Source organism: Arthrobacter bussei (assembly GCF_009377195.2).
Lineage (GTDB): Bacteria > Actinomycetota > Actinomycetes > Actinomycetales > Micrococcaceae > Arthrobacter_D > Arthrobacter_D bussei.
Genome location: NZ_VJXX01000004.1, coordinates 258,776 through 277,413 on the forward strand (window position 1 = coordinate 258,776; position 18,638 = coordinate 277,413).

The 18,638-nt window shown below is 71.1% G+C and carries 19 protein-coding genes and 1 tRNA gene; 13 read left to right on the top strand and 7 right to left on the bottom strand.

Going from position 1 to position 18,638, the window contains the following annotated elements; translation table 11 throughout:
* Nucleotides 1–3: 3 nt before the first annotated feature.
* From FNH21_RS13130 to FNH21_RS13145, 4 genes are all read left to right on the top strand, one after another.
* Nucleotides 4–978 carry an NAD(P)H-quinone oxidoreductase gene (locus tag FNH21_RS13130; protein WP_152816376.1) on the top strand — a complete coding sequence of 325 codons (975 nt, stop codon included), beginning with the start codon at nucleotides 4–6 and terminating at the stop codon, nucleotides 976–978.
* A 121-nt stretch (nucleotides 979–1,099) separates the two neighbouring features.
* Nucleotides 1,100–1,330, top strand: a complete 231-nt coding sequence (locus tag FNH21_RS13135) for a hypothetical protein (protein WP_152816378.1) — start codon at nucleotides 1,100–1,102, stop codon at nucleotides 1,328–1,330.
* A gap of 210 nt (nucleotides 1,331–1,540) precedes the next feature.
* Entirely contained in the window at nucleotides 1,541–3,817 is a 2,277-nt protein-coding gene (locus tag FNH21_RS13140) for a carbon starvation CstA family protein (RefSeq protein WP_152816380.1), read from the top strand.
* Nucleotides 3,817–4,026, top strand: coding sequence for a YbdD/YjiX family protein (locus tag FNH21_RS13145; RefSeq protein WP_152816382.1), 210 nt, complete (start codon nucleotides 3,817–3,819; stop codon nucleotides 4,024–4,026). The genes FNH21_RS13140 and FNH21_RS13145 overlap by 1 nt, the downstream gene beginning before the upstream one ends.
* Before the next feature lie 64 nt (nucleotides 4,027–4,090).
* On the opposite strand, the gene FNH21_RS13150 is transcribed toward FNH21_RS13145, so the two are convergent.
* Together FNH21_RS13150 and FNH21_RS13155 are read right to left on the bottom strand one after the other, a co-directional pair.
* Complete coding sequence (locus FNH21_RS13150) at nucleotides 4,091–4,858, bottom strand: hypothetical protein (protein WP_152816384.1); 768 nt, start codon at nucleotides 4,856–4,858, stop codon at nucleotides 4,091–4,093.
* Between the two features lie 37 nt (nucleotides 4,859–4,895).
* Nucleotides 4,896–5,882 (bottom strand): ABC transporter ATP-binding protein, encoded by a 987-nt coding sequence (locus FNH21_RS13155; protein ID WP_152816386.1) that lies wholly within the window; start codon nucleotides 5,880–5,882, stop codon nucleotides 4,896–4,898.
* Nucleotides 5,883–5,995: 113 nt separating this feature from the next.
* Between FNH21_RS13155 and FNH21_RS13160 the strand changes: the two genes are divergently transcribed.
* The 4 genes from FNH21_RS13160 to FNH21_RS13175 are packed head-to-tail and all read left to right on the top strand — an operon-like array spanning nucleotide 5,996 to nucleotide 9,056.
* Nucleotides 5,996–7,321: a sensor histidine kinase gene (locus FNH21_RS13160; protein WP_191931957.1), complete on the top strand. Its 1,326-nt coding sequence runs from the start codon at nucleotides 5,996–5,998 to the stop codon at nucleotides 7,319–7,321.
* Nucleotides 7,318–7,920, top strand: coding sequence for a response regulator transcription factor (locus FNH21_RS13165; protein ID WP_055765173.1), 603 nt, complete (start codon nucleotides 7,318–7,320; stop codon nucleotides 7,918–7,920). Before FNH21_RS13160 ends, FNH21_RS13165 begins: the two co-directional genes overlap by 4 nt.
* A gap of 37 nt (nucleotides 7,921–7,957) precedes the next feature.
* Nucleotides 7,958–8,593 (top strand): bacterial proteasome activator family protein, encoded by a 636-nt coding sequence (locus FNH21_RS13170; RefSeq protein ID WP_152816390.1) that lies wholly within the window; start codon nucleotides 7,958–7,960, stop codon nucleotides 8,591–8,593.
* A 7-nt stretch (nucleotides 8,594–8,600) separates the two neighbouring features.
* The gene (locus tag FNH21_RS13175) at nucleotides 8,601–9,056 is read left to right on the top strand and encodes a hypothetical protein (protein ID WP_191931958.1); all 456 of its coding nucleotides are present in this window, start codon (nucleotides 8,601–8,603) and stop codon (nucleotides 9,054–9,056) included.
* 36 nt (nucleotides 9,057–9,092) lie between these two features.
* Here FNH21_RS13175 and FNH21_RS13180 read toward each other — a convergent pair whose 3' ends face one another.
* Nucleotides 9,093–10,898, bottom strand: a complete 1,806-nt coding sequence (locus tag FNH21_RS13180) for a hypothetical protein (protein WP_152816392.1) — start codon at nucleotides 10,896–10,898, stop codon at nucleotides 9,093–9,095.
* Nucleotides 10,899–10,965: 67 nt separating this feature from the next.
* Between FNH21_RS13180 and FNH21_RS13185 the strand changes: the two genes are divergently transcribed.
* The gene (locus FNH21_RS13185) at nucleotides 10,966–11,805 is read left to right on the top strand and encodes an aldo/keto reductase (protein WP_152816394.1); all 840 of its coding nucleotides are present in this window, start codon (nucleotides 10,966–10,968) and stop codon (nucleotides 11,803–11,805) included.
* Between the two features lie 218 nt (nucleotides 11,806–12,023).
* Complete coding sequence (locus FNH21_RS13190; protein ID WP_152816396.1) at nucleotides 12,024–12,266, top strand: acyl carrier protein; 243 nt, start codon at nucleotides 12,024–12,026, stop codon at nucleotides 12,264–12,266.
* 186 nt (nucleotides 12,267–12,452) lie between these two features.
* Here FNH21_RS13190 and FNH21_RS13195 read toward each other — a convergent pair.
* A tRNA-Thr gene (locus tag FNH21_RS13195) sits at nucleotides 12,453–12,528 on the bottom strand.
* Nucleotides 12,529–12,747: 219 nt separating this feature from the next.
* Between FNH21_RS13195 and FNH21_RS13200 the strand changes: the two genes are divergently transcribed.
* Complete coding sequence (locus FNH21_RS13200; RefSeq protein ID WP_152816398.1) at nucleotides 12,748–13,494, top strand: HAD family hydrolase; 747 nt, start codon at nucleotides 12,748–12,750, stop codon at nucleotides 13,492–13,494.
* Here the strand turns inward: FNH21_RS13200 and FNH21_RS13205 are convergent.
* The 3 genes from FNH21_RS13205 to tmk are packed head-to-tail and all read right to left on the bottom strand — an operon-like array spanning nucleotide 13,449 to nucleotide 16,893.
* A complete protein-coding gene (locus FNH21_RS13205) occupies nucleotides 13,449–15,059 on the bottom strand; it encodes an alpha/beta hydrolase (RefSeq protein ID WP_152816400.1) in 1,611 nt (536 codons plus the stop codon). The genes FNH21_RS13200 and FNH21_RS13205 overlap by 46 nt on opposite strands.
* Nucleotides 15,056–16,249 (bottom strand): DNA polymerase III subunit delta', encoded by a 1,194-nt coding sequence (locus FNH21_RS13210; RefSeq protein ID WP_338403279.1) that lies wholly within the window; start codon nucleotides 16,247–16,249, stop codon nucleotides 15,056–15,058. The genes FNH21_RS13205 and FNH21_RS13210 overlap by 4 nt, the downstream gene beginning before the upstream one ends.
* Nucleotides 16,246–16,893: a dTMP kinase gene (tmk, locus tag FNH21_RS13215; RefSeq protein WP_338403280.1), complete on the bottom strand. Its 648-nt coding sequence runs from the start codon at nucleotides 16,891–16,893 to the stop codon at nucleotides 16,246–16,248. The genes FNH21_RS13210 and tmk overlap by 4 nt, the downstream gene beginning before the upstream one ends.
* 84 nt (nucleotides 16,894–16,977) lie before the next feature.
* Here tmk and FNH21_RS13220 point away from each other — a divergent pair, with 84 nt between their 5' ends.
* Entirely contained in the window at nucleotides 16,978–18,162 is a 1,185-nt protein-coding gene (locus tag FNH21_RS13220) for a trans-sulfuration enzyme family protein (RefSeq protein WP_152816402.1), read from the top strand.
* A 134-nt stretch (nucleotides 18,163–18,296) separates the two neighbouring features.
* Nucleotides 18,297–18,626: a DUF2516 family protein gene (locus FNH21_RS13225; protein ID WP_055765154.1), complete on the top strand. Its 330-nt coding sequence runs from the start codon at nucleotides 18,297–18,299 to the stop codon at nucleotides 18,624–18,626.
* Nucleotides 18,627–18,638: the final 12 nt, after the last annotated feature.

Here is an 18,638-nt window from a genome sequence, read left to right on the forward strand (position 1 = left end):
ACCATGCGCGCAGTGGTGATCGAGGGTGCCGGAGGGCCGGAGGTGCTGTCCGTGCAGGAGGTCCGGGATCCGGTGGCGGGCGACGGCGAGGTGCTGATCGACGTCGTCGCCGCCGGGCTCAACCGGGCCGACGTCCAGCAGCGGCGTGGGCTCTACCCGCCACCGGCCGGCGCGTCCACCGTGCCCGGCCTCGAGGTGTCCGGGCGTATCGCCGAGCCGGGAAGCTCGGATTTCGCGCAGGGGGAGGCCGTCGTCGCGCTCCTCGCGGGCGGGGGCTACGCCGAACGGGTGGCGGTGCCCGCCGGTCAGGTGGTGTGCGCGCCGGAGGGGGTGGACCTCACCCACGCCGCCGGCCTGCCCGAGACCGCGGCGACCGTGTGGTCGAACCTCGTGCTGCAGGCCGGCCTGCGCAGGGGCGAGCGCGTCCTCATCCACGGCGCGTCCGGAGGGATCGGGGTCATGGCCATCCAGGTCGTCCTGGCCCTCGGCGCCGTGCCCCACGTGACGGCCGGATCGCCGGCCAAGCTCGCCGTCGCCCGGTCCCTCGGGGTGCGGACCCTCATCGATTACCGGAGGCAGGACTTCGTGGCGGAGGTCCTCGCCTCGACGGACGGCCGGGGCGTCGACGTGATCCTCGACGTCGTCGGGGCGAAGTACCTGTCGCGCAATCTCGACGCGCTGGCCACGGGCGGACGGCTGGTGGTCATCGGACTGCAGGGCGGCTCGCATGCCGAGCTGGACCTCGGCATGCTCATGGGCAAGCGCGCGAGTGTCGCGGGGACCACCCTGCGGGCCCGGCCGGCGGAGGAGAAGGCCGCGATCATGGCCGCCGTCGAGGAGAACGTCTGGCCGCTGGTCGCCGCGGGTGCGGTCAAGCCGTTCGTCGACCGGACCTTCCCGCTCGCCGAGGTGGCGGAGGCCCACGCCTACTTCGACTCGGGCGAGCACACGGGGAAGGTCCTCCTGACGCTCGGGTAGGAGCTGGGCAGGCGCCGGTGGCGCGCACGGTGTGGATCCGCGCAGCGCGATCATCAGTATGCTTCCGATCCGGGCGGCGCTGTGCGAGGCTGGATCGACGACCGACGGAAGGAGCACTGCCATGGGTACGAGCGATGACGGGCACGACGGGCACGAGGGTGGACTGGAGCAGGCGGCCGACAGCTTCGCCGAGAACCTCGGCGACCAGGTGCCCGACGGCGTCGACAACGGGCCCACCGATGACGCGGACGAGCCGGCGGACGGGCGCACAAGGACGCACTCGAGCATCAGCGAGGGCCTGAACGCGAACGACGACGACGAGCCTCCTGCCGTGCGGGACGACGCGCGCTGATTCGGCCCTGACCCGAGGCGGCCGCCCCTGGCTCCCGTCAATGGACGGACGCGAAGGAGCGGCCGGCCTCCGGCGGACCGTCGCCCGGCCGTTCAGCGCACACCCGCGCGCGTTCGGCGCTCGCCGCCCGACGGCGGGCTTGCCATGTGACGCACGCCTCACTACGTTGCTACCTTCGTGTGCACCACACTCTCGCACTCGAGGAGCATCATGAGTAACAAGCAGAGCGGATCCCACCGGCACGCCGACGTGCTGGTGACGGATCCGGACCTGCCGCCGGTCGCCGTCGACCCGCAGCAGGCCGAAGCAGAGGACCGCCGGTGGACACCGGCGAAGATCGCGCTGTGGGTGGGCATCGCCCTCCTCGGCGGTGTCTCCTGGACCATCCTCGCCATCGTGCGCGGCGAGACCGTGAACGCCATCTGGTTCGTGTTCGCGGCGGTCTGCACCTACCTGATCGCCTATCGGTTCTACTCGAAGTTCATCGAGCGCAACCTGCTGAAGCCGGACGACCGCCGGGCGACACCGGCGGAGTACAAGGCCGACGGCAAGGACTACGCCGCCACCGACCGCCGCGTCCTGTTCGGGCACCACTTCGCCGCCATCGCCGGTGCCGGGCCCCTGGTCGGACCTGTGCTGGCCGCGCAGATGGGCTACCTGCCCGGCACGCTCTGGATCATCATCGGCGTCATCTTCGCCGGCGCCGTCCAGGACTACCTCGTGATGTTCTTCTCCATGCGCCGCGGCGGCCGGTCGCTCGGCCAGATGGCCCGGGAGGAACTGGGCGTCATCGGCGGGACGGCGGCGCTCGTCGCCACCCTCACCATCATGATCATCATCGTCGCGATCCTGGCGCTCGTCGTCGTCAACGCCCTCGGCGAGAGCCCCTGGGGCGTCTTCTCCGTCTCGATGACCATCCCGATCGCCCTCTTCATGGGTGTCTACCTGCGCTACCTGAGGCCCGGCAAGGTCACCGAGGTGTCCCTGATCGGCTTCGTCCTGCTCCTGCTCGCGATCATCGGCGGCGGCTGGATCTCGGAGACCGCCTGGGGCGTCGAGCTCTTCACGCTGGACCGCATCACCATCGCCTGGGGCATCATCATCTACGGCTTCATCGCCGCCGTCCTGCCCGTGTGGCTCCTGCTCGCACCGCGCGACTACCTCTCGACCTTCATGAAGATCGGCACGATCGTCATGCTCGCCGTCGCGATCGTCATCACCCGCCCCGAGATCAGTGTCCCGGCCGTCACGGAGTACGCGACCACCGGTGCGGGCCCCGTGGTGGCCGGAACGCTCTTCCCGTTCCTCTTCGTCACCATCGCCTGCGGCGCCCTCTCCGGGTTCCACGCGCTGATCGCCTCCGGCACCACGCCGAAGATGATCGAGAAGGAGCGCCAGACACGCTTCATCGGGTACGGCGGCATGCTCATGGAGTCCTTCGTGGCCATCATGGCGCTCGTCGCAGCCCTGTCGATCGACCGCGGCATCTACTTCGCGATGAACTCCTCGGCCGCTGCGACGGGCGGCACCATCGAGGGTGCCGTCGCGTTCGTCAACGGGCTCGGACTCACCGGCGTCAACCTGACGCAGGAGGCGCTCAGCACCATGGCGACGAACGTCGGCGAGGAGTCGATCGTGTCCCGCACCGGCGGCGCTCCGACCCTCGCCGTCGGGATCGCCCAGATCATGCAGGGCGTCTTCGGCGGCGCGGGCATGATGGCGTTCTGGTACCACTTCGCCATCATGTTCGAGGCGCTGTTCATCCTCACGGCGGTCGACGCCGGGACCCGCGTGGCCCGTTTCATGCTGCAGGACAGCATCGGCAATTTCGTGCCCCGCTTCCGCGACACCTCGTGGCGGACCGGCGCGTGGATCTGCACCGCCATCATGGTGGCCGGCTGGGGGGCGATCCTCATCATGGGCGTCACCGATCCGCTCGGCGGCATCAACACGCTCTTCCCGCTGTTCGGCATCGCGAACCAGCTCCTCGCGGCGATCGCGCTCGCGGTCTGCATGGCCATCTGCGCCAAGCGCGGGCTCTTCAAATTCCTGTGGATCCCCGCGCTCCCGCTGGCCTTCGCCGCCGTCGTGACCATCACGGCGTCGTTCCTGAAGATCTTCTCGCCCACCCCGGCCATCGGGTACTGGGCGCAGCACACGGCCTTCAGGAACGCCCTCGACGCGGGCGAGGAGAGCTTCGGAACCGCGAAGACCGTCGCCGCCATGGAGGCGGTGGTCCGCAACACCTTCATCCAGGGCACGCTCTCCATCGTGTTCGTGGTGCTCTCGATCATCGTGATCGCCACGGCGATCCTCGCGACGATCAAGGCCTACCGCCAGGGTGGTGGCCCGGGGGCCGAGGACGCCCCGACGGCGTCGCGCATCTTCGCTCCGGCGGGCCTCGTGGCCACGCCGGCCGAGAAGGACCTCGAAGCGCAGTGGTCCGCCCTCGAACCCGGCAAGCGGCCCGCCCGGTCGGGCCACTGATGACCGTCCCCGATGTCCTGCACCGGGCGCGTGACACCGCCCGGGAACTGGCCTGGCTGTTCAAGGGCGTGATGGGCGAGAACGCGTACCAGACCTATCTCGACCACCACGAGCGCTCCCACGCGGGCGGCGACCCGATGACGGAGCGCGAGTTCTGGCGGGACCGGACCGACCGGCAGGACGCCAACCCCGAAGGGCGCTGCTGCTAGCGACACCCGTTCCACCCGTGAAGCCCGGTCCTCCGCGAGGACCGGGCTTCGCCGTGTCCGGGGCTCAGCGCTTCTCCCAGCGGAAGCGCCGGGCGGCCACCTGGTAGGGCAGCACGGTCCAGGCGAGGAGCACGACGGCGGCACCCGCCGTGGACGCACCGACGGGCTCGACGCCCCAGCCGGTCATGAGCAGGTTCTGGAGGGCCCCGCCCGGGGTGAGGCGTGAGGCGAACTCGAAGCCGTCGTCGAAGGCGGTCCAGAAGAACGAGCCGACCACGGCGGCGATGAACGGCAGGGTGGTGATCTGCGCGGCGGCCGCAGACGGCGTGTAGATGCTCGTGAGCATGCCGGCCGTGGCGCAGAGGGCCAGGAACCCGAGGACGGCGCCGAGGACGACGAGCGGCTGGGCCGGCGCACCGACACCGGCGATCCCGAAGCCCGCCGTGATCACCGCGAGCTGCGCCGCGACGAGCACGACGATGGGCATGAGCATGCCCAGCCAGATGACCGTGTCCGAGGACTCCCCGCTCCTGAGGCGCTTGAGGAAGAGCTCCTGCCTCCGGGTGGCGAGCGTGGTGGTCGCTGTCAGGTAGACACCGAGCAAAGCCACCAGCATGAGGGTCAGACCTCCCAGGACGGCCACGCCGGACGGCTCGGCGAGCTGGTCGGCCCCGATGAAGTACATGTAGACGGCCATGCCGACGGGCATGATCACCGCGCCGGTCAGCACGGTCTTGTTGCGGAAGATGATCCGCAGTTCCATGAGGGCGATCGCGAGCACGCGCTGTGCGGCGGACGGGCCCCGGGTCGAGGCAGGGGTGAGGGTGGTCATGAATGACTCCTGGTGTCGGGGGATCGGATGGATCGGATCAGGCGGAGGCGCCGACGCTGACCCGGCGGAAGACGGCGGCGAGAGAGGCCTCCGACGCCGAGAGGCGGTCCAGGTGCAGCCGATGCGTGTCGGCCCAGGACAGCACCTTCCAGAGATCGCCCTGCAGGTCCCCCGTGGGCAGGGTCACCCGGGTGGTGGACGGTGTCGGGGTGAAGGCCGGCGCCAGGCCGAGGGCCGACAGCGGCAGGACGTCGACCGCGGCGTCGACCTCGAAGGCGATGACCGCGGGTTCGCGGTTCAGGACGTCGGCGAGCGTCCCCTCGACGGCGATCGCGCCGTCGTGCATGATCGCCAGGCGGTCCGCGTACATCTCCGCCTCCTCGAGGTAGTGGGTGGTGAGCACCACGGTGGTCCCAGCGTCATTGAGTCCGCTGACCAGTTCCCACGTGCGCTCGCGGGACTCGGGGTCCAGGCCCGTGGTGGGCTCGTCGAGGAACAGGAGGTCCGGTTCGCCGGCCGTGGCGAGCAGCAGGTCGAGGCGGCGGCGCTGGCCGCCGGAGAGCATCTTCACCCGGGTGGAGGCTTTGCCGGCCAGGTCCAGGACGTCGAGACCGTGGGCGATCACCTCGGCCGCACCTCGACCCCTCGGATCCGCGGAGGAGAGGCGGAGCCAGAGCCGGCACGTCTCCTCGACCGTGAGGTCGTCCGCGAAGCCGGCCTCCTGCAGCATGATGCCGATGCGTGGCCGGATCGACGCCTTGTCGCGGTACGGGTCACCGCCGAGGACGGAGACGGTCCCCGAGCTCGCCGGACGGTGCCCCTCGAGGGTCTCCATCGTCGTCGTCTTCCCGGCACCGTTGGTCCCGAGGAGGGCGAAGAACTCGCCGTTGCGGATACTGAGGTCGATCCCGTGGACGGCCTCGTACGAACCGTAGGAGCAGCGCAGGCCCTCGGCGGCGACCGCGATGGTGTCGGATTCGACGGCCCGGGTGGACGTGGACTGGGAGCTGGGTGTCGTGGTCATGCCTCCATCCTTCCGAGCCCGGGACGGCAGGGTCAGTGCCCGGGCGTCACGCGTGCCCGTGCAGGTCCGCATGCCCGGACCATGACAGATGTCATGGTCCTACGATGGACGGCATGGCGCTCTTCACGGATCGATCACGTCCCTCGGACGAGGGGACGGACGCGGTCGACGCGGTGACGCCGGCCCTGGAAGCGGGCCGCGGCGTGCGCGCCACCTGGCGGTACACGATCGCCTCGATCGTGTTCTACGTCGTCGTCGTCAGCCTCGTGAACACCCTCCTGCTCCTCAGCGGCGGTGCCTACGGCCTGCAGTTCCTCGATGTCGCGCTGATCCTGCTCGCCGTCACCTCCCTCGCAGCTCTGGTGCGCTACTGCTGGTTCTTCCGCAACGGGCTGGGCGGGGGGCTTCCCGCCCGGACGTACACGCTGTGGCTCCTCCTCCCCGCCGGGGTGCTGTACGTGCTCGGACTGCTGCAGTCCCATACGCTGTGGGTCGCAGCCCTGCCGCTCTGGTTCGCCGCGAACGCCGTGGCCGTCGTCGTCCCCCGGCGCGAGCGCACATGGGTGCTCGCCCTCACCGTCCCCGCCCTCGTGCTGCACGGGATGCTCGGCATGCTCCTCGGGAACAGCGGGCAGAGCGCGGTCGCCGACACCGGAGGGTTCGCGTCGGTCGCGCTGTGGGCACTCATGACCCCGCTGCTGTTCGTCGGGAGCATCTGGTGGTGGGAGATCGTGGTGCGGCTCGACGACAGCCGCCGGACATCCGGCGAGCTGGCGGTCGTGCAGGAGCGGTTGCGCTTCGCCGCGGACCTCCACGACATCCAGGGCCACCACCTCCAGGTGATCGCCCTCAAGACCGAGCTCGCCGGGCGCCTGCTCGACACCGACCCGGAAGCCGCGCGGGTCCAGATCACCGAGGCCCAGCAGCTCGCGCGGACGGCGCTCGAGGACACCCGTGCCCTCGTCCACGGCTACCGGGCGGTCTCGCTGGCCGCCGAGGCGGCGAACGCGGCGGAGGTGCTCGGCGCGGCGGGGATCTCCTGCTCCGTGGACGTCGACGGCGAGGGGTTGCCGGCCGAACTCCGTACCCTCTTCGGCCTGGTGATCCGGGAGGCGACGACGAACATCCTCCGGCACAGCGAAGCAGGCGCGGTGCAGCTGAGGCTGGAGTGCTCCGCCGCCCGGCGCGTCCTGGTGGTGCGGAACGACGGCGTCCTGGGCGCCGGCGCCGGTCGCTCGGGCGGATCGGGGATCGACGGGTTGCGGCGCCGGTTCGAGGCGGTCGGAGGGCGCGTCACGGCCCGGGGCGACGACGGCTCGTTCGTCCTGACAGCCGAAGCACCTGCCGGTTCCGCTCCGGGGATGGCGGCGGCCGGCGCATCCGCCGGCACAGCGGTCCCGGCCCCTTCCCCGACGGCCGGCGATCGGGGTCGGCCATGATCAGGATCGTCCTCGCCGACGACGAGCACCTGATCCGCGGGGCACTTGAGGCGTTGCTCGGGCTGGAGGAGGACCTCGAGGTCGTGGCGAGCGCCGACAACGGGACGGATGCCGTGCGGCTCGCGCAGCTGCACGTGCCGGACGTCTGTGTGCTCGACCTCGAGATGCCACCCACGGACGGGATCTACGCCGCGGAGGAGATCCTCCGGAGTGTCGCGACGCGCGTCGTGATCGTCACGCGCCACGCGCGGCCGGGTGTCCTGCGGCGGGCGCTGACGAGCAGGGTGTCCGGCTTCGTCCCGAAGTCCACGCCTGCGGACCAGCTGGCCGAGGTCATCCGCGACGTCGCGGCCGGACGTCGCTACGTCGACCCGGACATCGCCGCGAGCGCGCTCACGGGGGAGTCCTGCCCCCTGACGGCGCGCGAGCTCGACGTCCTCCGGCACGGGCACCAGGGAGCGAGCCTCCAGACGATCGCCCGAGAGCTGCATCTGGCCCCCGGGACGGTGCGCAACTACGTCTCCTCGGCGATGGCCAAGCTGGATGCACCGTCACGCCATGCGGCCGCGGCCAGGGCGTGGGAGCAAGGCTGGATCTGACGTGCCCGGCTCCCGGCGGTTGTGGGAGCATAGCGTCATGACGGAACAGCAGCCCGCAGGCCCTTTCCGGACCGCCCCCGCGACCGGTCCGGGCACTCCGGACGAGCCGCAGACGGGCACCATCGGCACACCGGAGCAGCTCGATGCGGCACAGGGTGCCCAGGAGTCGCAGGACGGGCGTCCCGCGACACTCGCCGAGCTCGTCGACGAGCCGGCGAAGGTCATGCGCATCGGCACCATGCTCAAGCAGCTCCTCGAGGAGGTCCGCAGTGCGCCCCTCGACGACGCCGGCCGCACGCGGCTGGCCTCCATCCACGAACGTTCGGTCAGGGAGCTCGAGGACGGTCTCGCACCCGAGCTCGTCGAGGAACTCCATCGGATCAACCTGCCGTTCGACGCGGATTCGGTTCCGACCGACGCGGAGCTGCGGGTCGCGCAGGCGCAGCTCGTCGGCTGGCTGGAGGGCCTGTTCCACGGGATCCAGACGGCCCTCGCGGCACAGCAGATGGCGAACCAGCAGCTCGCCGCCCGCCTCCAGCTGCGGCAGCTCCCCCCGGGCACGGTGATCGCGCCCGGCGTCGTCGTCGGGGAGGACGGCGAGCCGCGCCGTACCCCGCCCGCCCGCCAGGCCCAGGCGTCCCCGGACACCCACGGCCCCGGCCAGTACCTGTAGCGCCTGGGTGGCATTCTTCGCGGCGGCGCGGCAGGGACGGAAGGACGACGCCGAACTCGGCACGGGCGTGTGGCGTCGCGCCCACGACCGCTTCCGGCGTGGCCTCGACCGTTACCACCAGATCCTCGAGGGCATCGAGGACGACGACGTCTACAACGAGCTCGTCGCCGTCGCGAACGAGCTCGGCGCGATGCTTCCGCGGGTGCGGTCCGTCTGCGTCCGTGCGCAGTCGTCCTCCCCGAGCACCGGACTGGACATCCCGGGTGCGCTCCTCCAGGTGCACCGGGCGCTCTCCAGGGCTGGCAACACCCTCGCGACCACGGCGGAGGCCGCCGCGATGACACGGCTCGACGGCGAACGGTGGGGCGTCGCGTCCGCCGGCCTCGACAACGTCCGGCGGCGGGCCCAGCTGGTGGCCGACGACGTCGAGGAGGCCGAGCGGTCGATGCCGGACGACCGCTAGGCGCTCCGTTCCCCGCGGCGCGCATGGTCCCGCGGCTCAGTAGAAGAGCAGCGTGCTGCCCGGTCCGGCCGCGATGTCCCACACGTCGAGTTCCTGGCCGCCGCACGTGGCCCGTTCACCAGTGGACACACCGCGGATGTACGGCGTCGGCCTGTTCTCGTCCACGTACGGGTAGCCGCGCTCGTTGAGGACGGTCAGGACGCGCCGACCCACCCGCGGATCGCCGTCGGGGTAGGACAGATCCTCCTCGCGCTCGTACGCGGAGAAACCCTCGGGCCAGCGGAGCACCACCGAGCGGCCGTTGAACTCGAACCACACGCAGGCCCTGCCGCCGTCGGCGGCCATCCGGAACGTCCCCAACTGGTTCTCGGGCAGATTCTGCGCATTGCGCCCCTCGGCGGGCAGGATGCCGACGATGTCCGCCGGATCGAGCGCACCCGGTTCCACGCCGCTCGTCGACAGGGCAAGCTCCGGCCCGGGCAAAGCGTCGATGGCATCGCGCAGCTCCGGCGGCAGCGGTGCAGGGTTCCCGGAGACCGTCGTGGCCTCGGGCGTCCGCCGATCGACGAGGGTCAGCACCGAGCCCTCCCCCTCGATCGGGGAGAGCACACCGTCGCCGTCACGCACCAGGAAGAGGAGCTGGTGCGGCGGGAAGAAGTTCCTGCTGTAGGGGCGCTCGAGGGTGCTCCGCCCGGTCACGTCGACGGTCAGGACGTCGCCGTCGGCCTCGCCCTTGACGATCTGCACCACGACGGAGGCCTGGAGGATCCGCACGTCGCCGTCCACCGGGGTCGGTTCGATCGCCGCGTCGGAGACGATCGCGACGACGTCCGCCAGGCCGTACAGGCGCTCGACGCCTTCCGACGGACCGGAGGGTGGTCGCGGAACGAACACGCCGGCGAGGATCGCGACGAGGGCGAGAAGGCACGCCACCCCGACGGCGGTCCGCACCCGGCTGACCCGGGCGCCGCGCACTGCGGGCCGCGGGGCATCGACGCGGATGTCCCGGGCGGTGAACAGCCCGTCCTCGTCGCCGACGTCGTGGCGGGGAGGTTCGATCCCGGAACGCTCCGACGCCTCGCGGAGGTCGTGTCCGGCAGGTGGAACGCCCGGGTGTTCGGACGGGCCGGGCGGGGGCGTCCGGGGTGCGGACCGGGTTCGGCTCGCCTCGAGCTGCGCCTCGGTGACCGCCGCAGCAGGATCAGCCCGCCGCAACCGCTCAATAGCCGCTTCAGAGCCGGACCGTGCCCGATGCAGCGTGGAGTCCGGCGCAGCGCCGGGTCCGTCGGTCCCGCCCGCCTCCCCTCGCGGTCCTGGACGGCCCAGCCCTTTCGCAGGTGGGAGCCCTTCTGCAGGAAGCTCCTCGCCGTCGGCCAACCGCTGCGCGACGGCGTCCTCGACGATCCGCAGACGGTCGACGGCCTGATCGGTGGCACGCGCGGCCTCGGCGGGTTCGAGGCCGTCCCAGTGCCGGAGCAGGAGGAACTCCCGCTCGTCCGGCAGGAGCGCCGCCAGGGCGGACCTCAGGTCCGGATCGTTCGAGATGCGGGGCGGCAAATCAGGCGGAAGGAAGCGTTCCAGTGCTGACCTCGCCGCGACCAGGACGTCGACCCGTCCGTCGTCGTACCCGTCCGTCAGCGCGGGCGACGCCGGGAGCGCAGGCCACCCGGGCGTCGGCGGCAGGACATGACCGGTGGCCTCGCGGGCGGCCGCCGAGGCAAGGCGCACCGAGAGCGAGCGACGGAAGGCGTAACGATAGGCGGCGTCGTGCAGGGAGGTCTCGTCCAGCGGATCCACCCCCGTCGTCGGGCCGCCTGCGCCCCCGGCCTCGATCGGCGACATGCCACGCAGGCTGATAGTTGTCAGGTGAAACAGAAATAATCCGGCGCAGCGGGTGGTTCCCGCCTGTATGACTACATCACCACACCTTACGTTCAACGACGGCCACACCATCCCGCAGCTCGGCTACGGCGTATGGCAGGTCGAGGACAACGTCGCCGAGGACGTCGTGGGCAAGGCCTTCAAGGCCGGCTACCGCCACATCGACACGGCGAAGATCTACGGGAACGAAGCCGGCGTGGGCCGCGCGATCGCGGCATCGGGGCTCAGCCACGACGACATGTTCATCACCACCAAGCTGTGGAACGCGGACCAGGGGTACGACAGCACGCTCAAGGCGTTCGACGCGTCGATGGAGCGCCTCGGCCTCGAGACGCTGGACCTCTACCTCATCCACTGGCTGCAGCCCCAGCAGGGCAAGTACCTCGACACCTGGAAGGCCTTCATCGAACTGCAGAAGCAGGGTCGCGTGAAGAGCATCGGTGTCTCGAACTTCACCGTCGAGGCCCTCACCGAGATCATCGACGCCACCGGCGTGGTGCCGGTCATCAACCAGGTGGAGACGCACCCCTACCTCAACCAGGCGGAGCTGCGCGCGTTCGAGGCCGAGAAGGGCATCCTCCACGAGTCGTGGTCGCCCATCGGTTCCGGCAAGGGACTGCTCGACGACGCCGTACTGCAGGACATCGCGCAGAAGCGCAACGCCACCCCCGCCCAGGTGGTCCTCGCCTGGCACCTCGCGCTCGGGAACGTGGTCATCCCCAAGTCGGTGACCGAGTCGCGCATCATCGAGAACTGGGAGTCGCTCGACGTGACGCTCGAGGACGAGGACGTCGAGGCCATCAACGCCCTCGACAAGGGTGCGGAAGGTCGCATCGGAGCCGACCCCGCGACGTCCGACTTCGCCTGATCCCCACCGGGGAATTCGGCAGGATCTTCAGAGCCGCCCGGCATCGCCGGGCGGCTCTCGTCGTTCCGGATTGCAGGCGTGACGCCGCGGCGCCCCCGCCCCTACCAGACCGCTCCCGCGCAGGCGAGACCTGTGGGCCCGCGGATCGTCGTTGCCGCCTCCACGGAGCGCGACCTAGCCTTTTCTGCACCTGTTCATCCCACACATGGAGGTGCCTGATGGCTACCGGAGAAACCGGATTCGACGACGTCTCGTTCGACCTGATCTCGCTGCAGTACCACTCGTTGAAGGCGGGGCATGACTACGGCCAGTACGTCCGTGATGCCCGCAACGCCGGCCGCGACGACATCGCCGAGTTCTTCGAGCAGGTCATGGCCCAGGACTCCGAGCGCGCCGCGACGTGCCATCGGTTCCTCGGGGAGCTCACCACATCCTCCGAGTCAGGGCCGGCCATGAGCTGATCGACCTCGGGGAGGCCCCGCAGGCCGATTCCTGGCGGGACGAGGACGACGGCGGATGCTTCGGTGTCCGCCGTCGTTCTCGTCGTAGGCGGACGCGGGAAGGCCCGGGACACGGCGAAGCGCCGGGACACGGAGAAGCCTCGGGACACGGGAAAGCCCCGGCGGCGAACCGTCCGGGGCTTCTGCTGGAGCCTCCTGCCAGAGTCGAACTGGCGACCTTCTCATTACGAGTGAGACGCTCTACCGACTGAGCTAAGGAGGCAATGCTTCCCGGTCCGGGGCTGAGCCCGGCGCCGATCCACAAGCCACAACTTTATAGGCAGGTCCCGCTCGTGGTCAAAATGGCGGATCCTGACGCGAATTCGTTTCCCGTTCACGCCTGCGCCGCTTCCCGTTCTCCGGCGGGCCAGTCCTGTCGCGAAGCGTGGGGAGCACCCGTCACCGAGACCGGAACGGGCTCGGCCGGCAAAGGGGACGCCGCATGACGCAGGACCGCCCATTCACCCTCGCAGTGATCGACATGGCGGGGACAACCGTCGACGAGGGCGCCCTGCAGGAGGAAGCCTTCACCCGTGCCCTGACCTCCCACGGTGTCGCCCAGGGCACGGAAGCCTTCACCTCGATGACGGCGTATGCCCGCCGCACCATGGGCACCTCGAAGGAACTCGTCTTCCGGCGCCTCTTCGCCGACACGCCCACGGCACTCGACGTCAACCGGACCTTCGAGCAGGTGTACGACACCCTGCTCGCCCGGCACGGGGTGCAGCCCATCCCGGGCGCCGAAGAGGCGATCCTCGCCCTGCGTGACGCGGGCCTGAAGATCTGCCTGGCCACCGGCTTCGGACGCCACACGCAGAACATGATCCTGGCATCGCTGGGCTGGATGGGACTCGCCGATCTCAGCCTCTGCCCCTCCGACGCCGGCCGCGGACGGCCCTATCCCGACATCATCCTCACGGCGGTGCTCGCCCTCGACATCGAGGACGTGCGGTCGGTCCTGGTGGCGGGGGACACGACGTCGGACCTGATCGCCGGAAGGCGCGCCGGCGCCGGTGCGGTCATCGGTGTCCTCACGGGCGCCCACAGCGAGACGGATCTGCGCCGGGCGGGGGCCGACGCCGTCCTGCCCTCCATGTGCCGGCTGCCGCAGTGGCTGCAGTCAGGCGGTGCGGCAGCCTCCGATCAGCACCGCGCACCGTCCGCCGGCACCGTCCCGTCGATGAAGTAGTCGTCCACGAGATCGAGGATGCAGTCGTTCGACCTGCCGTAGGCGGTGTGGCCCTCGCCTTCCCAGGTGACGTGCACGCCGGATTCGAGCTGGTCCGCGAGGGCCGTGGACCACGCGTAGGGCGTCGCCGGATCGCCGGTGGTACCGATGACGAGGATCGGATCGGCGCCGGGAGCCGTCGGGGCGGGTTCAGCGACGGGTGGGGACCTCCAGGGCGCACAGGTGACGCCGCCGAAGGCCAGGAAGCGGCCGAAGGTCGGCGACGCCTCGATGAGCCGCTGCTCGTCGGCCTTCATCTGCGCGGGGTCGCTCGTCATGGGGTAGTCGAGGCAGCTCACGGCGAGGAACGCCGCGGTGGAGTTCGAGGCGTAGGTGCCGTCCGGGCGTCGCTCCGCGGACAGGTCCGCCAGGTACAGCATGGCGGAGGGGTCGCCCTCGAGGGCGTCGGTCACGGCCTGCGTGAGCGTCGGCCAGTTCCCGTTGTCGTACAGCGGGAGGATGAAGCCCTGGACGAAGGTCGAGACCGGCACCAGCCGTCCGTCGTCCGCCGTCATGGGCTCCCGCTCCACGGCGCTGAACAACTCCTGGATCTGCCGGACGCCGTCGTCCACCGACCCGCTGTAGGGGCACTCCGCGCGCTGCTGGCAGTCCGCCACGTAGGCACGGACCGCCTTCTCGAAGCCGTCGGCCTGGCCGAGCGTGATCTCCTCGTTGCTGAGCGAGGGGTCGATGGCCCCGTCGAGCACCAGCCGCCCTGCGCGCCCGGGGAAGAGCCCGGCATAGGTGGCACCGAGCTGGGTCCCGTAGGAGAAGCCGAGATAGGTCAGCTTCGGATCGCTGACGAGGGCGCGCAGGATGTCCATGTCGCGTGCGGCCGACCCGGTGTCCACGTGGCCGAGCACCTCGCCCGTCCGTTCGGCGCAGAGGTCGGCGAACTCCTTCGCGTCGGCGCTCAGCAGTGCGAGCAGTTCGTCGTCCGAGGCGTCGGCCGGGTAGGACTCCTGGCGGGCTGCGTCCTGCTCGGCGGCATCGTAGCAGCGCACGGGGGTCGAGCGGCCCACGCCGCGGGGGTCGAAGCCGAGGATGTCGTAGTCCTCCCGCAGCCGCTCGCTCGCCACGTAGTCCAGGGAGTCCCGGACGATGGCGACGCCGGATCCCCCGGGTCCACCCGGGTTGACGAGGAGCGTGCCCTGGGCGTCACCCGTCGCGTCCGCGCGGATGGCCGAGATGTCGATGCTCGCGCGTCCCGGGTCCGCGTAGTCGAGCGGGACCTCGATGGTCGCGCAGGAGAACTCCTCCTCGCAGTCCTCCCAGCGCACCTCCTGCTCGTAGAAGCTGCGCAGGTTCTCGGGGACGTCCCCGATGGCGGCGGGATCGGCGGTCTCGACACTGACCGAGCCGTCCGCGGACGTCTCGGCGGGGGAGGACAGCGTGCAGCCGGCCAGGCCGAGGACGACGGCGGCTCCGGCCAGGAGCGCGAACGGCGGGCGACGCCGGGCGGGCGGGCTCACGGGTGAGATCCCGGGTGCGATCCCGGGCCGCGTCAGGGATGGATCCTGGGTCATCGGTCGAGGTCCTTCCGGGACAGGAGGCTCACCGTCATGGCCTCGATGGCGAGGAGGGGCGAGACGTTCGTGCTGACCAGTCGCGTGCGCACCTCGTTGATCGCCTCGAGTCGCTGGAGGGTGTCCTCGGGGCCCTCACGCCGGGCGAAGTCCTCGAGTTCCGGGCGCAGTGGCTCGTTGACGAGCATCTGCCCGCTGGAGACCTGCAGCATCAGGACGTCGCGGTAGAACGAGATGAGGTCTGTGAGGGCCCGGTCGAAGTAGTCGTTCTTCGAGCGCTTCGCCCGCCGCGTCTGGTCCTCCTCGAGGTGCCGGATCTGTGCGCGCATGGAGGGCGGAAGCGTTCCTGATTCGGGAGCGCCGAGGGTCGCGAGGAGCGACGCGCGCTCCTCGGCGTCACGCTGTTCGAAGGAGCTCTGCGCCTCCGCCTCGGCGAGGCGCACGAGGTCCGCGGCGGCCCGCATGGCACCGGAGACCGAGCGCAGCGTCAACGGCAGGCGGACGATCTGGTTGCGGCGCTCGCGCGCCCCATCGTCCGTGGCGAGCCGCTTCGCGACCCCGATATGGCTCTGCGCGGCCCGTGCGGCTGCCTCGGCGATCACGGGATCGATCCCGTCACGGGCCACGAGCAACTCCGCGACGTCCTGCACGGGTGGGAGCCGGAGGCCCACGGAACGGCAGCGTGAGCGGATGGTGACGAGCACGTCGCCCGGACTCGGCGCGCACAGCAGCCAGATGGTGCGCGGCGGCGGCTCCTCGATGGCCTTGAGGAGCACGTTGGTGCTGCGCTCCTGCATGCGGTCGGCGTCCTCGACGATGATGATCCGCCACCGTCCGGTGGAGGGCTTGTCCTGCGCCTTCCGGACGAGTTCGCGGGCCTCGTCGATGCTGATGGTCACCTTCTCCGTGGTGACGTTGGTGAGGTCGGCGTGCGCCCCGGACAGGACGGTGCGGCACGCCTTGCAGGTGCCGCACCCCCGTTCGGTCAACAGGTCCCGGTCGCAGAGGAGAGCGGCGGCGAAGGCCCGTGCCGCGTTCGAGCGCCCGGAGCCGGGCGGTCCGGTGAAGAGCCAGGCGTGCGTGGGCGCTCCGGACTGCGCGGCACGGCGGAGCTGCTCCACCACCTGTTCCTGGCCGCGCAGCTCCGCCCAGACCCCGGTCGAGGGCAGAGCGTGTGCCACGGCGGTCACGCCGCCACCCGGGTGAGGGCAACGAGGACCGCCGCGTGCAGGTCCGGGGGTGGAGCCGCGGCGGCCAGCACCAGGTAGCGTCCGGGATCCTGGCGGGCGAGGTCGAGGAACGCGTCGCGGATGGCGGCGTGGAAGCCGTCGGGCTCCGACTCGAGTCGGTCCTCGGCGACGGTCCCGGCGGTGCGCCGGCTGCGTCCCTCCGCGGGGTCCACGTCGAGGAGGACCGTGAGGTCGGGGCGGAGGCCATCGGTGGCCCAGAGATTCAGGTCCAGGACGGAAGCGGCGCCGATGCCCCGGCCCACGCCCTGGTACGCGACGGAGGAATCGATGTAGCGGTCGCAGACGACGACGTCGCCGCGGCCCAGGGCGGGCACGATCACCTGCTGCACGTGGGCGGCGCGGGATGCGGCGAACATGAGCGCTTCGGTCCGCGCATCGATGTCCCCGTGGCCGTGCTCGAGCACCAGCGAGCGCAGTTCCTCCCCGATCGGGGTGCCGCCGGGCTCGCGGGTCCGGACCACGGTCCGGCCGCTCTCCTCGAGCGCCCTGCAGAGGAGCGAGGCCTGCGTCGACTTGCCGGCGCCGTCGCCGCCCTCGAATGCGACGAAGAGGCCGGGCAGGCCGTGCGGGAGGGGATAGGTCACGCGCCAAGCCTACCGAGTGCCGCCGACCCTCCGGGCGGGGTAACACTTGCCGGGGGGAACCGGAGCGGCGCTAGGCTCGGGTCCATGGCCACCGACCACTCCGGCCTCGCCCCGGACACCCTGACCGTCGCGGCGGGACGACCGCCGCGGGAGCACGACGCACCCGTCAACGCGCCGATCGTCCTCTCCACGACCTACCACGAGACCCGGGCGCCGCAACTCGGCGACCGCATCTATGCCCGGGGCTCCAACCCGACGTGGGACCCGTTCGAGGAGGCCCTGGGGGCGCTCGAGGGAGCCGACCTGCCGGCCCTCGTGTTCGGCTCCGGACTGGGCGCGGCTGCCGCAGCCCTCTCCCTCGTGCCGACCGGGGGAGCTGTCGTCATGCCGCGGCACGCCTATGCCGGCTCCATCAGCCTCGCCGGCGACCTCGCGGCACAGGGCCGCTTCGAGCTGCTGACGGTGGACATCGCGGATACGGACGCGGTGCTCGGTACGCTCGACGCGCTCGCGCACCGCTTCGATGCCGGACAGGTCATGGTGTGGCTCGAGAGTCCCACCAACCCCATGCTCGAGGTCGCGGAGCTGGCCGTCCTGACGGACGCGGCGCACGCCCGCGGCGCCCTCGTGGTCGCGGACAACACCTTCAACACACCCATGGTGCACCGGCCGCTGGAAGCGGGGGTCGACGTCGTCCTGCACTCGGTGACCAAGTGGCTGGCGGGTCACTCCGACGTCGTCCTCGGGGCGCTCGCCACATCCGACCCGGCGCTGCGCGCGAGGTTGCTGGCGCATCGCACCCTCCACGGGGCGATCGCCGGGCCGTTCGAGGTCTGGCTGGCCCTCCGCGGACTCCGGACGCTCGCCCTGCGCATGGAGCGGAGCCAGGCGACGGCGGCCTTCCTCGCGCTTCACCTCGCCGACCACCCGGCCGTCCGCCGCGTGCGCTATCCCGGTCTCGCCTCGGATCCCGGACACGAGCGTGCCGCCGCCCAGTTCAACGGCTTCGGGGGGATCGTCAGCATCGAGCTCGACGACGTCGCCACCGCGGACGCCGTGGTCGAGGCGGTGCGGCTCTGGCTCCCGGCGACCTCCCTCGGTGGCGTGGAGTCTCTCGTGGAGCGCCGCCGTCGCCAGCCCGCCGAGCCGGCGACCGTGCCCGAGGCCCTCGTCCGGCTGTCCGTCGGCATCGAGAACCCCGAGGACCTGTGGGCCGACCTCGACCAGGCGCTCCGCCGGGCCACGGGCGGGCGTGACGGCGGCCTCTGACCGGACCGGCCGTCATCGGGTCCGCACCACGCGACGATGACGATATAGCGGGTGTCCGTCGGGTCGCGCCGCGCGACGGTGTCGGTCGGTGTCGCCGGTGCGCCACGGACGGGGCGGCCCGCTAAGCTGAGGACGTGGACCTCGTACTCCAGACCCAGTACTTCCTGTACCTCGCGCTCGGCTTCGTCGCCCTGGGCATCGAGGTGTGGGCCCTCTCCGACTGCGTGCGTCGTCCCGGCACGGCCTTCGAGGCCGCCTTCAAGCGCACCAAGGGCTTCTGGCTTGCCCTGACCGGTGGCGCCGTCGTGGTCGGTCTCCTCTCCGCCCTGGGCGGCCGTGGGGGCTTCAACCTCTTCCAGCTGGTCGCGATCATCGCAGCGTGCGTGTACCTGGCGGACGTCAAGCCCGCTGTCAGCCAGACCTCCGGGCGCGGCGGCAACTCCGGCCCCTACGGCCCCTGGTAGGGATCCGCCTCC